This window comes from Roseibium sp., from assembly GCF_965233565.1.
GTDB lineage: Bacteria > Pseudomonadota > Alphaproteobacteria > Rhizobiales > Stappiaceae > Roseibium.
On the sequence record NZ_OZ247494.1, the window covers coordinates 4,440,696 to 4,454,095 of the forward strand.

General features: G+C 60.2%; 13 protein-coding genes. 3 read left to right on the forward strand and 10 right to left on the reverse strand.

The window, feature by feature from the left end; translation table 11 throughout:
* Positions 1-86: 86 nt before the first annotated feature.
* The 10 genes from ACO6TG_RS20310 to rpmH all read right to left on the reverse strand — a co-directional run bounded on the left by ACO6TG_RS20310 (position 87) and on the right by rpmH (position 9,047).
* Positions 87-950 carry a LysR substrate-binding domain-containing protein gene (locus ACO6TG_RS20310; protein WP_422374870.1) on the reverse strand — a complete coding sequence of 288 codons (864 nt, stop codon included), beginning with the start codon at positions 948-950 and terminating at the stop codon, positions 87-89.
* Between the two features lie 64 nt (positions 951-1,014).
* A complete protein-coding gene (locus ACO6TG_RS20315) occupies positions 1,015-1,917 on the reverse strand; it encodes a DUF817 domain-containing protein (RefSeq protein ID WP_422374871.1) in 903 nt (300 codons plus the stop codon).
* 301 nt (positions 1,918-2,218) lie between these two features.
* Positions 2,219-2,962, reverse strand: a complete 744-nt coding sequence (locus ACO6TG_RS20320) for a pyrimidine 5'-nucleotidase (RefSeq protein ID WP_422374872.1) — start codon at positions 2,960-2,962, stop codon at positions 2,219-2,221.
* A complete protein-coding gene (gene argB, locus ACO6TG_RS20325; protein ID WP_422374873.1) occupies positions 2,959-3,846 on the reverse strand; it encodes an acetylglutamate kinase in 888 nt (295 codons plus the stop codon). The genes ACO6TG_RS20320 and argB overlap by 4 nt, the downstream gene beginning before the upstream one ends.
* A 96-nt stretch (positions 3,847-3,942) precedes the next feature.
* Entirely contained in the window at positions 3,943-4,590 is a 648-nt protein-coding gene (gene yihA, locus ACO6TG_RS20330; RefSeq protein WP_422374874.1) for a ribosome biogenesis GTP-binding protein YihA/YsxC, read from the reverse strand.
* Positions 4,591-4,599: 9 nt separating this feature from the next.
* On the reverse strand, positions 4,600-5,277 hold the full coding sequence (locus ACO6TG_RS20335) for a CatB-related O-acetyltransferase (protein ID WP_422374875.1): 678 nt from the start codon (positions 5,275-5,277) through the stop codon (positions 4,600-4,602).
* Between the two features lie 216 nt (positions 5,278-5,493).
* A complete protein-coding gene (locus tag ACO6TG_RS20340) occupies positions 5,494-6,429 on the reverse strand; it encodes a hypothetical protein (RefSeq protein ID WP_422374876.1) in 936 nt (311 codons plus the stop codon).
* Positions 6,430-6,627: 198 nt separating this feature from the next.
* A complete protein-coding gene (gene yidC / locus ACO6TG_RS20345) occupies positions 6,628-8,445 on the reverse strand; it encodes a membrane protein insertase YidC (RefSeq protein ID WP_422374877.1) in 1,818 nt (605 codons plus the stop codon).
* Between the two features lie 6 nt (positions 8,446-8,451).
* A complete protein-coding gene (gene rnpA / locus ACO6TG_RS20350) occupies positions 8,452-8,853 on the reverse strand; it encodes a ribonuclease P protein component (protein WP_422374878.1) in 402 nt (133 codons plus the stop codon).
* Between the two features lie 59 nt (positions 8,854-8,912).
* Complete coding sequence (gene rpmH, locus ACO6TG_RS20355) at positions 8,913-9,047, reverse strand: 50S ribosomal protein L34 (RefSeq protein ID WP_006934271.1); 135 nt, start codon at positions 9,045-9,047, stop codon at positions 8,913-8,915.
* Positions 9,048-9,382: 335 nt separating this feature from the next.
* Between rpmH and ACO6TG_RS20360 the strand changes: the two genes are divergently transcribed.
* The 3 genes from ACO6TG_RS20360 to ACO6TG_RS20370 are packed head-to-tail and all read left to right on the forward strand — an operon-like array spanning position 9,383 to position 13,189.
* The gene (locus ACO6TG_RS20360; RefSeq protein ID WP_422374879.1) at positions 9,383-10,192 is read left to right on the forward strand and encodes a TVP38/TMEM64 family protein; all 810 of its coding nucleotides are present in this window, start codon (positions 9,383-9,385) and stop codon (positions 10,190-10,192) included.
* A 33-nt stretch (positions 10,193-10,225) separates the two neighbouring features.
* Entirely contained in the window at positions 10,226-11,656 is a 1,431-nt protein-coding gene (locus ACO6TG_RS20365) for a dihydrolipoyl dehydrogenase family protein (protein WP_422374880.1), read from the forward strand.
* Positions 11,657-11,716: 60 nt separating this feature from the next.
* Complete coding sequence (locus ACO6TG_RS20370) at positions 11,717-13,189, forward strand: sensor histidine kinase (RefSeq protein ID WP_422374881.1); 1,473 nt, start codon at positions 11,717-11,719, stop codon at positions 13,187-13,189.
* The last annotated feature ends 211 nt before the right edge of the window (positions 13,190-13,400 follow it).

The window sequence follows — 13,400 nt, forward strand, 5'->3', positions numbered from 1 at the left end:
CCCGATGGCGGACCAGAAAACCGAGCCTCTTCAAGTATGACGTCAATTGCAGTGGCAACGCAAGGGAAGTCGTATGAGGCCTTCGTCTAGGCAGCGGTTTGCAGCCAGTCCCGGAAGGCAGAGACCGGACGCGTCAACGTGCGCGCGGGAGAGCGAACGAACCAGTAGCCGGTGTCGAGTTCCACGACGGCCCAGTCCGGGGTGATCAGGTGTCCGGCGTCCAGTTCCTGGGAGACAAACCGCCTGTCGATGACAATCGCTCCCATGCCGGCGATTGCCGCCTGAATGGCAAGGTCGCGGCTTTGCAGCACCGTGCCGGAATTCGTGTCGGGATGCTCAAGACCGGCGGCCTCCAGCCATTGGATCCAGTCGTTGCGGCGCGACGCGCTGTGCAGGAGGCGCAGGTCCTTCAGGATCTCGGGGGCATCGGGGTCTTTTCCCTGCAACAGGGCAGGTGCCATGGCAACGGCCAGATGCTCCTTCCAGAGCAAATGGCTTTCAACGCTCGCCCAGTTGCCGGTGCCGAGCCGGATGGCGCAGTCGTAGTTTTCCCGGTCAAGATCAACCATGCGCGTGGAGGCCGATAGCAGCAGTTCGACATCGGGCTGCTCGGCCTGAAAGGCGGGCAGGCGCGGGATCAGCCAGCGCGTTGCAAAGGTCGACACGGTGCTGATCCGCAATTCCGTGCGACCGCGCCGCCTGAAACTGTCGACAGCTTCCTCGATCCGGTCGAAAGCATCGCCAAGGCTGAGCGCAAGGCGCTGGCCTTCTTCCGTCAGTGTCAGTCCGCGGCCGTCCCTGTTGACGAGGGTTGCCCCGAGTTCACTTTCCAATTTGCGCATCAGGTGAGACAGGGCTGAGGGTGACACGCCCAGTTTTTCCGCCGCAAGGGCGGCCCGGCCGTGACGGGCAAGCAGGGAAAAGGCATGAAGCGCGCGCAGGGACGCCATGGGTGATCTCCTGACAGTTGAATTATCTTCAATAATGAAGTCCGGAGAGCATGTCGAGCGCCGGTCACTCCAAGTCGGCAGCGACTTCCTTCTTCGGCCGGTTCACAAGAGTCACCAGAACGAAGGAAACAATCATGAGGAGCACCCATGCATTGAGTTTTGCAAATGACACGACTGTCCATCCGTCACTTTGACCGGGATACTGCCAGGCACGGGCGAACGTGCCGATGTTTTCCGCAATCCAGATGAAGAGCGCGACCAGGAAGAAGCCAAGGACCAGCGGCATCCTGTGCCTGTAGCGGAAGACCGTATAATGAACCTGCGTACGTCCAAAGAGCAAAAACAGGACCCCGAACAGGCAGATCCGCAAATCGACGATGAAGTGATGGGAGAAGAAGTTCACGTAGATCGCCAGCGCAAACAGCCAGGTCGTCCAGCGCGGCGGATAGCCGGAATAGGTAAAGTCGAAGACCCGGGCGACCCGGGCAAGATAACTGCCGACTGACGCGTACATGAAACCTGTGAACAGCGGCACCCCGCCAAGGCGCAGCAGGCTGTCTTCCGGATAGATCCAGGAACCTGCGGATGTCTTGAAGATCTCCATCACGGTTCCGACAACATGAAAGATCAGGATGATCCGGGCTTCATCCAGGGTCTCCAGACGCGTGGCGATCATGATGATCTGGGTTCCAAGCGCACACAGGAACAGGAAATCGTAGCGGCTCAGCAATGCATCTTCGGGATAAACGTAGCGGGTCAGAAGAATGTATCCGAGCAGCAGACCACCGAAGAGGCACGCATAGGCCTGTTTCAGGCCGAAGGCGAGAAACTCCGTTACCGCAATGCCGAAACCACCACGACCGAGCGCCGGGCGCAGGAGTTCCAGAAATCGATGAATGAGTTTTTCCGGCCTGGATCGCGCGCGGGTATGGGTGCGGACAGGTTGGAAAAGACTGATTGAAAACATGGCTGCACCTGTCTGAAGAAGAGGAAAGTCGGATCCGGAAACGGACCCCACTCTTCCATGCGGCTGCCAATGTGCAATTCGCGTGCAGGCAACGCGCAGTATTTGAAGAACCTGCTGGCCCCACGGTCGAGGCAACTTCCGCAGGCATTGGCGCAACCCGGCCCGGCCCGCCGGGTTCGTGTCTGGCGGATACCTGCCTTGTCGGGCCGCTTGCCCATGGCCCCGAATGGACTTCAGCCCCCTCCGCGCAGATCATCTCGCCAGACGTCAAACAGGCTGAGCCAATCTGACCGGAAGTGCTCTAGCGGATCACTCCGAGAACAGCCTTCAGGAACCCGGTGAGATCGTCGGTGACGAAGTCGACATGCGGATAGGGGTCCCCTTCAAGGTCCCAGTTTTCCTCGAATACCGGGCGGGTTCCGGCCGGAACGATCAACGCAGTACACATGCCGAGCGCGTGCGGTACGCGCAGGTTCTTCGCAAGGTCCTCGAACATGGCGGCACGTGCGGGGGCAATGCCCGTGCGTCCGAGAAACTTGTCATAGGTTTCCCGGTTCGGTTTGGGCACGAGATCCGCCGACACGATGTCGAAGATATCCTCGAAATGCTCCGAGATGCCAAGGGCGGCCGCCGTGCGTTCGGCATGCGGCGTGTCACCATTGGTGAAGATGAATTTCTTGCCCGGCAGGGCCGCGATGGCCGCGCCGAGAGCCGGATCGGGATCAAGCACCGAATAGTCGATGTCATGCACGAACTGCAGATAGTCGTCCGGATCGATGTTGTGCGTCGTCATGAGGCCGCGCAGAGTGGTGCCATGTTCGTGGTAGAGCTCTTTCTGGTGCGCCATTGCCTCGTCGCGCGACAGGTCAAGCAGTTTTTGAACGTAGCGCGCGATCTGTTCGTTGATCTGAGAGAACAGATCGGCCTCGTGCGGATAAAGCGTGTTGTCGAGGTCAAACACCCAGGCTTCGACCCCCTTGAACAGGCGCAGGTCGTTGCGGTGGGCCTGTGGCCCCTCGTTTGGCAAAGGACGTTTTCCGGTCACGGGCGTATCAATGTCCCGGCGCCGCCATCGGTGAACAGTTCCAGCAGCACGGCGTGCGAGACCTTGCCGTTGAGGATGACCACGCCTTCAACGCCGCGGTCCAGAGCTTCGATGCAGGTTTCGACTTTCGGTATCATGCCGCCGGATATAGTGCCGTCGGCGATCAGGTCACGGGCCTTGGCAACCGTCAGCTGTTTGATCAGCTTGCCGTCCTTGTCCAGAACGCCCGGAACATCGGTCAGGAACAGAAGGCGTGTTGCGTTCAGCGCACCGGCAATGGCACCGGCAGCCGTGTCCGCATTGATGTTGTAGGTCTCGCCGTCCTCTCCGGGGGCAACTGGTGCAATTACCGGAATGATGTCCTCCTTGAGCACGAGGCTCAGGACGGTCGGATTGACGCTGGCCGGCTCGCCGACGAAACCCAGATCGACGACACTTTCAATGTTGCTGTCCGGATCGACAACGGTGCGCGTGAGCTTGCGGGCCGTCACCAGGTTGCCGTCCTTGCCGCACAGACCGACCGCGCGGCCGCCTTCGGCATTGATCAGCTGCACGATCTCCTTGTTGATCGAGCCGGCCAGAACCATCTCGACGACCTCGACGGTCGCCCGGTCGGTGACCCTCAGGCCCGCCTTGAACTCGCTGACGATGTTCAGCCGCTCCAGCATCTTGCCGATCTGCGGGCCGCCGCCGTGAACGACCACCGGATTGACGCCCGACTGGCGCAACAGCGTGATGTCGCGGGCAAAAGCCTGGCCAAGCTCCGGATCCCCCATGGCGTGACCGCCATACTTCACCACGACCGTCTTGTTGTCATAGCGTTGCATGTAAGGCAGGGCGTGGGCGATGATTTCGGCGCGGCTGGACGTTTCAGGGGTGGTCATGGACGGCGTGTCACTCGAATTGGCTGCGAAAGGGCGGCGGAAAGTTCCTTGCTATAGCGGGTTTGGTCAACCTTCACAATCGGTTGCCGGATCCGGCTACTGGTTGGCAAGAAGGCAAAGCTCTGCCTTTAGCTCATCCACGCCGCGGTTTTTTTCCGAAGAGGTGGCATGGACGATCGGATGCGCTGCAACGCGTTTGGCAAGCAGCGCCTCCGTGTCGGCAATCAGACGGGTGAGGGCAGGCGGCTTGATCTTGTCGGATTTGGTCAGAACCACCTGGTAGACGACGGCGGCCTTGTCCAGGAGGTCCATGGTTTCAAGATCGTTTTTCTTGATGCCGTGGCGGCTGTCGATCAGGAGAATCACACGGCGCAGGTTGGGACGACCACGCAGATAGGAAAACACCAGCTGGGTCCAGGCTTCGACGAGTTCCTTTGGCGCCTGGGCATAGCCATAGCCAGGCATGTCGACGATGGTCAGCGGCGTGTCCGGTGCGACGAAGAAGTTCAGCATCTGCGTGCGTCCGGGTGTCGAGGAGGTTCGGGCCAAGCCCTTGCGCCCCGTCAGCGCGTTGATCAGGCTGGACTTGCCGACATTGGACCGGCCGGCAAAGGCGATCTCGGTATCGGTGGCTCCCGGCAGGTTGGCCATGTCGGTGACACTGGTCAGGAACTCCCACGGTCGGGCGAACAACAGCCGACCGGCTTCGAGGTCTTCAGGTGTATATGTGTCTTCTTCGCTCATGAGCGCCTTTTAGCCCGCCTTGTCCGCAACGTCGAGCGGCATGTCGTGTGCCGCTGCCGCTTCCAGCACGGCCAGGTCCGCACCCCGGATGGCGTCGAGATGACGGCTGATCCGTTCGATCGGCCAGTTCCACCAGGAAATCTCCAGAAGGCGATCGATGGTGGCTTCGTCGAAACGCAGCTTCACCACCCGCCCCGGATTGCCGACCACCACGGCATAGGGCGGTACATCCGAGGCGACCACGGCATGCGCGCCGATGACGGCACCGGAACAGATGGTGACCCCGGGCATCACCGTTGCATTGGTGCCGAACCAGACATCGTTTTCCACCAGCGTGTCCCCCTTCAGGTGATCGAAGATCGTGGCCGGGTCGAAACCCTCTTCCCAGCCGTTCTGATAGATGTTGAACGGGTAGGTCGAAAAACCGGTCATGGCATGGTTGGCCCCGCTCATGATGAACGTGGTGCCCTGGGCGAGCGCGCAGAACTTGCCGATCGTCAGACGGTCCCCGACAAAGTCGAAGTGATAGCGCACGTTGCGGTTTTCGAACTCCGCGGCGTGGTGCTCGTCGTTGTAATAGGTGTAGTCGCCGATTTCGATGGTCGGACGTGTGATGACGTTTTTCAGGAAAACCGTATGCGGCTCGCCATTGAACGGATGAAGGGTATCGGGAGAGGGGCCGTGCATGGGACCTCCATAAAGCCGGAAACAAGGGAACGGGGTAAACGCATGTCATGCGGATGACCTGCCGGTGAGCGGCTTCGCCTTGCGGATCAGGTCGGGCTTTAGTGGATCATCTGTCCGTGCACTCCTTTGAAATTCTTTCGGGCCCAAGTAGCCCTTGGTCTGAGCTACGTACATGCCCGTGTCGGATCGGTCAAGCATGCTTGCGGCCCGACCACTTCACGCGGCCTGGCTTGTATGAAAACGCTCGTCACCTGGATACACAACGGCACGCTTGTCCTGAAACAGGAAATCCGACAGCGTTTCCATGATGTTTCTACGCGCGCTGCTGTCGTGAAACTTCAGGTTCCGCAATCCGTAGGCATAGGCGTTGAACGCCGGATTGATGGCATGGCGGGGCGGCTTGAATTTCAAGGTGTCGTAGTCGAAGACAGGCTGGTAGCCGAAGAACGACAAGCCAAGCAGCTCCCGTGCCAGGACACGCGGGTTGTTCTTGTTCGAATCCCACAACATGGAATGGTTCCTGTTCAAAAACATCCGCCAGAGCTTTTTCTGGTAGTCGCGATTGAGACCGAGACGGCCGAGTTCCCGGTGAGCTTCGACGAGCGTGTAGTTCTCCTGGATCATCCGGCGGCGCTCGGCTTTCATGAGGTCGTTCCGGCATTCCGCAAACAGAGCACGTTCGTTCTGTTCCAGTGCGATGTGAAACTGCTGACCTGACCTGATGGCGCCGATGATCAGCGCATCGTTGAGGAGGGGCGTCCAGTTCTTCTCGCTGAGGATAGCGCCTGCAACCTGATTGGCGCTGGGCTTTTGCGGCAGGCGCGATTTGCAGAACATCCTGTTCCAGAGGCCAGGCTTCTTCTTTTTGAACGCGAGCGCTGTCTCGTCATCCTGGATACCATTGGCGCCGGTGACGCCGAAATTCAGAAGCAATTCCTTGAACATTCGGACGCCGGTTCCACCAAGAACCGTCAGCTTCAGCTCATTTTTTGACGTCACACGATAGAGGAGATAGGCCGACTTGATGAACATCTCCATGACGTCGTCGTCGTTCCAGGAGGGGTTCCAGTCCCCCACCCATTTATTGTCCTGACGGTAGATGTCGACCACCGGATCGATTTCCTGTTTGAAGCCGATGTAGCTCTCAGTCATGTTGCAGTCCTCCATTGACCTTGTGCGCAAAACTTGATGCGGGCCCGACAGCGACCGCTCGTTGGTGCCGCTTGGTCAAATCTGGCCTGTCAGAGGTCTCGATCCGAGTGACGACCGTCACCGCGCAGACAAGACCAGGCAAAAAAAGGCCCCGCTGGTGACGGGGCCTTCTGGTAATCGTTGTGTCTGGCCGGTGCCCTAGTTCTTGTCCTCGGGCGCCGGCTTCTTTCGTTTGAACATCGCCCCGAGATTGTCCCAGAGCTCCACCTTGGCGCCCTGGCGGCGCATGATCACATATTGCTGGGTGATCGACAGGAAGTTGTTCCATGCCCAGTAGATCACGAGACCAGCCGGGAAAGATGCCAGCATGAAAGTGAACACGATCGGCATCCAGGTGAAGATCATCTGCTGGGTCGGATCGGGCGGGGCCGGGTTCATCTTCATCTGGACGAACATGGTGATGCCCATCAGCAGCGGCCAGATGCCGATCATCAGGAGCTGCGGCGGGTCCCAGGGGATCAGACCGAACAGGTTGAAGAGGGACGTGGGATCCGGTGCAGACAGGTCCTGGATCCAGCCGAAGAAGGGCGCGTGACGCATTTCGATGGTGACGAACAGCACCTTGTAGAGCGCGAAGAACACCGGGATCTGGATCAGGATCGGCAGACAGCCGGCCAGTGGGTTGATCTTCTCTTTCTTGTAAAGCTCCATCAGCGCCTGCTGCTGCTTCTGCCGGTCATCCTTGTAGGTTTCACGGATTTCCGTCATTTGCGGCTGCACGAGCTTCATCTTGCTCATGGAGACGTAGGACTTGTTCGCCAGCGGGAAGAAGACCAGCTTGACGAGGACGGTGACGACCAGGATGGCGACGCCGAAATTGCCCAGAAGGTGGAAGAAATAGTCGATGGCGAAGAACATCGGCTTGGTCAGGAAGTAGAACCAGCCCCAGTCGATGAGCAGTTCGAACCGGTTCAGGCCGAGGGTCTCCTCGTAGCTGTCAATCAGCTTGGTTTCTTTCGCTCCGGCAAAGAGATAGGAACTGGTTTCCCCGGTCGAACCGGCGGCCACGGTCACGCCGTTGCCAAGGAAATCCGCCTGAAAGTTTCCGCTCTTGTTGCTATGGCTGAAGCTGGGCTGGATTTCCTGTCCCGGCACCGGGATCAGTGTCGCGGCCCAGTACTTGTCAGTGATGCCGAGCCAGCCATTGTCGGTCTTGGCAGGGCGCACGGCCCCTTCCTCTTCGAGGTCGGAATAGTCGATTTCCTGCAGGCCCTCCTCGCCAAAGACACCAAGCAGGCCTTCATGAAGGATCCAGATGCCGCTGGTTTCGGGAATGCCCTTGCGCGCAATCAGGCCATAGGGATAGAGCGTGACGGCATCCGCGCCGGTGTTTTCGACCGACTGATCGACTGTGAACAGATAGTTGTCGTCGACCGAGTAGGTGCGCTTGAACAGGAGACCGGAACCGTTGTCCCAGGTCAGAGTCAGCGGTGTTGTCGGCGTCAGCTCGGCATTACCCTCTGCGGACCAGACGGTTTCCGGACCCGGCAGGGCCACATCGGCACCCGGATCTGCAACCCAGCCATAATCGGTGTAATAGGGATTCGGGCTGCCGGACGGCGAGAACAGCGCGATGGTCGGACTGCTCTTGTCGACAGTCTCGTGATAGTCCTTCAGGCGCAGGTCATCCAGCCGGCCACCGGTCAGATTGACGGAGCCTTCCAGCCGCGGCGTGTCGATGGTGACGCGTTTGGAGGCGGCCACGGCCTGTTCACGGCTCGCGAAGATGCCCTGTTGACCGGCTGCAGGGGCGACTGCGTCGCCCTGTGCCGTTGTTGGTCGCGGTGCATCCGGATTGGCGCTGTCGCCGGCAGCCTGTCGGGCGGCTTCCTGCTGGGCCAGAAGCTCGGCCTGTTGCTGCTCGATCTGAGGTCCTGCAACGAAATACTGCCATCCGAGCAGAATGATCAGGGATAGAACGATTGCGAGAATCGTATTGCGGTTTTCAGAAATCAACTGGAATTACCCCTGTTTTCTGCGCGATGTCGTTTCAGCCTGCCGGGACGGCCGCCGCGGTTTTCCCCGTCCGCGTGGCGTCTTTGGGTCCAGCACCTGGTGTAGGCCAGACTTAAGGTCTTCAACGAGCTTTTGAAAGGGAAGAGTGAGCGCGCTGTCGCGCGCGACCAGAACAAAATCCGCCTGCGCCGGAATTTCTTCAGGTGAAAGCGCAGCAACGGCCGCTCGCAGACGCCGTTTGATGCGACTGCGTGCGACCGAATTGCCGGTTTTCTTGGTGACGGTGTAGCCGACCCGCGCAGCCTCGCGCGTGTCCCGCTTCAAACCCTGAACGACGAAAGCGCGCCGGCCCAGCCGGCCGCCTTTGGCGACCGCCAGGAATTCGGAGCGCTTTTTCAATGTGTCCATGACAGCGAGACGGTGTTGGCAGACGCCGCCAACCCGGCGCACTGCGGGCTGGTCGCCGATTAGGCGCTGAGGCTCTTGCGGCCCTTTGCGCGGCGGCGAGCAAGCACCTGACGGCCATTTTTGGTGGCCATACGTGCGCGGAAGCCGTGGCGGCGCTTGCGGACAAGACGGCTCGGTTGATACGTACGCTTCATTGTTCTTCCCCGCGCGGCTTAGAGCGCGGCCCTTGTTACTTATAAATTCTTTGGAGGAAGCACTCGAAGCGCTTCAAAGAGCGCGGCTCCTTAAGCCTGGGTCCGAATGCATGTCCCGATCGGCGCGCTTATAAGGGCCATGCCGCGCCAAGTCAACTTTAAGCACCCAAGATTCTGCGATTTCCTTCTCATCACGCACAGGTGAACGGGAAACGGCCGGGCGTCACTTATCAGTGAAGCACGGTTCTTTTTACAAGGATTAAGGTACATCTGGCTATCAGAAGGAGACTGACAGGCATCTGCCTGCACCAAATCAAGACCTGATGGACCATGAAATGCTGCGTGAAGAGGCCAATACGATGACATCGCCGGAGAACAGGGAGCCGGTTGCGGTTGACGCGCAGCAGCGCTCCAGATTCGGCGCCGTCCGCAAGTGGCTGCCGCTCGCGATTCTTGTGCTCTTCATGGCAATTGCTTTCTCGCAGGGACTGCACAAGGAGCTGACGCTCTCCAACCTGATCATGCAGCGGCAGGATCTCGCCGGATTTGTCGACCAGAACCTGTTTCTCGCAGTCGCAGCGTATCTGCTGCTTTACACCTGTGCCGTTGCACTCTCTTTTCCCGGCGCGTCCCTGCTGACCATCGCCGGTGGCTTCCTGTTCGGTTGGTGGCTCGGCGGCATCAGCACCGTGTTTGGGGCAACGCTCGGCGCCTGCGCGGTGTTTCTGGTCGCGCGGTCGTCTTTCGGCGAAGTCCTGACCGGCCGGGCCGGACCGTTCCTGTCGCGGCTGGCGGAAGGCTTCAGGGCGAATGCCTTTCACTATCTCTTGTTCCTGCGCCTGACGCCGGTCTTTCCTTTCTGGCTGGTCAATATCGCTCCCGCGATCTTCCGCATGCCGCTGCCGTCTTACGCGCTGGCCACTTTTGTCGGCATCATCCCGGGGACCTTTGCCTTTGCCTTTATCGGCTCGGGCCTCGACAGCGTGATCGCCGCTCAGGAAGCGGCCAGTCCTGGATGCGCCGCCGCCGGAACCTGCGAGATCGACGTTTCTGCGCTGGTTACGCCGCAGCTTCTGGCCGCTTTTTTTGCCCTAGGCATCGCCAGTCTCATTCCGGTGGTGCTGAAAAAACTGCGCGCGCGCTGATTCCCATCCCTCAAGGCAATTCCGGAGCACCTTATGGCCAAGCTGCTGACCCCTGACATCTGTGTGATCGGTGCCGGTTCGGCCGGGCTTTCGGTGGCAGCGGCCGCCGCGGCCTTTGGCGTCGACGTGGTGCTGATCGAAAAGGGGCTCATGGGCGGTGATTGTCTGAACTACGGCTGCGTCCCGTCCAAGGCACTGCTCGCCGCCGCCAAGGCTGCAGATAATGTCCGCAAAGCGGCCGGTTTTGGCGTTGGTGCTCCGGAGCCTGAGATCGACTTTGCCAGGGCGAATGATCATGTCCGCCATGTGATCGGCACCATCGAGCCGCATGATTCCCAGGAGCGTTTCGAAGGGCTTGGCGTAACCGTTCTGCGCAGCCCCGCCGAATTCACGGGCCCCGATACGGTCAAGGCCGGCGATACGGAGATCAGAGCAAGGCGTTTTGTCATTGCCACCGGGTCCTCGGCGCTGGTGCCTCCGATACCGGGACTGGATCAGGTACCGTTCCTGACCAACGAATCGCTGTTCGATCTGCGCCGTCTGCCGGAGCATCTGGCAATTATCGGGGGCGGGCCCATCGGCCTTGAAATGGCCCAGGCGCATCGCCGGCTCGGTGCGAAGGTCACCGTGTTCGAGGCGCAGAAGGCACTTGGCAAGGACGATCCGGAGATGGCCGCCATCGTGCTGGAGCGGTTACGGGCGGAAGGCATCGAGATCCTGGAAGAAACCGCCGTCGAAAAGGTGGACGGGGCAGACGGCAAGGTCACCGTCCATGGGAAAGGCAAGGATGGCTCGGTGCTCTCGATAACGGCGGACCAGCTCCTCGTTGCCGCAGGCCGCGCGCCCAATGTCGCAGGTCTTGGTCTGGAAAAGGCGGGCATTGCCTTTGATCGAAAAGGCATCGCGGTGGATCAGGGACTGCGCGCCAGCAACAATAATGTCTACGCCATCGGCGATGTGGCCGGCGGTCTCCAGTTCACCCATGTTGCGGGCTACCAGGCCGGTCTGGTCATCCGCGCCATCCTGTTTCGCCTGCCGATCAAGATGAACGCCGACATCGTACCCTGGGTAACCTACACCTCGCCGGAACTCGGGCATGTCGGTCTTTCCGAAGAGCAGGCACGCGCCCGTTTTGGTGACAAGGTCAGGGTGCTGACAGCTGACTATGCCGGCAACGACCGGGCACAGGCGGAAGGCAGGACAATCGGCCGCCTGAAACTCTTTGCCGGACCGCGCGGCAGGCTGCTCGGGGCGGAAGTTGCCGGTGAACAGGCCGGCGAAATCATCAATCTCCTTTCGCTGGCTCTCAGCAAAAACATGACCATGAAAGACCTTGCAGGTTTCATTGCGCCTTATCCGACACTGGGAGAGCTGGTGCGGCGTGCGGCAATTTCTTACTATGCGGAAGCTCCTAAAAATGTTTGGGTGCGCCGTGTGATCGCATTCTTGCGCAAGTTTGGATAATCGATTGCCGGGCCGGACCGCCGGAAAGCGGCCGGAAACAGGACTTTAGGAAGTATCGACATGAAGCATGAGGGCGCGCCGCAAGGATCGGCAGTCCCGCAGGAAACTGCAAATGGCACGACCGAGTCGTTTGACGGATTCGGCCGACACCGGTTTGGCGGCCTGTCCGGCAAGCTGCTGCTGATGACCGTTCTGTTTGTTATGTTGGCGGAAGTGTTCATCTACGTGCCGTCGATCGCCAATTTTCGCAACACCTGGCTGATGGACAGGCTGACAACGGCAGGCGTGGCCGCTTCGGTTCTTGCCGAGACCAACACCATCGCGCCGAGGCTGCAGGAAGAGCTGCTGAGCACCACCGGCGCGCTGGCGATCGCGCTGGACCAGGGCTCTCAGCGCAGCCTGATTGCCATGAGCGATGTCCCGGGGGAAGTCGACTTTGTCTTCAACATGGCAGAGGGCTCGCCCTGGACGTCGATCGTCAGCAGTTTCGAGATCCTGACCTATCGCGGCGACGGCGCGATGCGCGTTGTCGGCGCCGGGCAGATGGGGCACACCGAGCGGGTCGATGTGGTTTTGCCGGTCGCGCTGCTGCAGCAGGACATGCTGGCCTTTTCCGGCCGCATTCTGGCGCTGTCCCTGGTCATCTCCGTGATCACCGCAAGCCTTGTCTATATCACGCTGCGCGCGCTCTTTATCCGGCCCCTGCGACAGCTGACACGGTCAATGGAACGGTTTGCCGAAAGCCCGGAAGATGCCTCCCGGATCATGAATGTGTCCGGCCGGCGGGATGAATTGGGCGATGCCGAGATCCGGCTTGCTGCCATGGAAGAAGCCCTGTCGCGGGCCCTGCACCAGAAACAGAGGCTTGCCGATCTTGGCCTGGCTGTGTCCAAGATCAACCACGATCTGCGCAACCTGCTGGCCTCCGCCCAGCTGTTCCTGGAACGTCTGGAACATGTTCCGGATCCGACGGTCAGCCGGCTCGCCCCCAAGATCCTGGCCACACTCGATCGCGCCGTCGGATACACCCAGGCGGTGATGTCTTACGGCAAGGCCCAGGAGCGCGCACCACAAAGGCGCCTGCTGGCGCTGCGCCGGGTGGGTGATGATGTCGCCGACGTTCTGGGGCTTGTCGATCACGAGACGGTCCAGTTCGACAACAGAGTGCCGGAAGACATCGAGATCGACGCCGATCCGGAACAGATCTTCCGTGTGCTGCTCAACCTGGTGCGCAACGCGCTTCAGGCGCTGGAGGCGGAAAAGGACGAAACGCTGGTGCGCCGGATCACGCTGGTGGCGGAACGGGACGGGACCTGCGTCAAGCTGCAGGTCAGCGACACCGGACCGGGCATCCCGGGCAATATCAGAAACGCGCTGTTCAAGGCCTTTCACAGCGGCTCCAAACATGGCGGTATCGGTCTTGGCCTGGCGATCGTCGCCGAGCTGTTGAAGGCCCATGGCGGGACCATCTATCTGGACGATGCCAAGCCGGGCACCTGCTTTTGCCTTGAAGTGCCGGACAGGACCGCCTGACACGGCCTTTTGAAGACGGTTTCCGGCAGGTTGTGCACGGATAAGTCTTGAGGAATTCAGCCGCTTTCGGAGTTGTGTGACAGTTCCTTGAAAAAAAGTTCAAAAAGGCGCTTGCATTCCCCGCGGGGGCGCAGTAGGTAAGCGCCCTGTCCGGGGCACACGACAACCCCGAACGACGCAAGACAGTCGCCCTTCAACGCCATATGGCCGG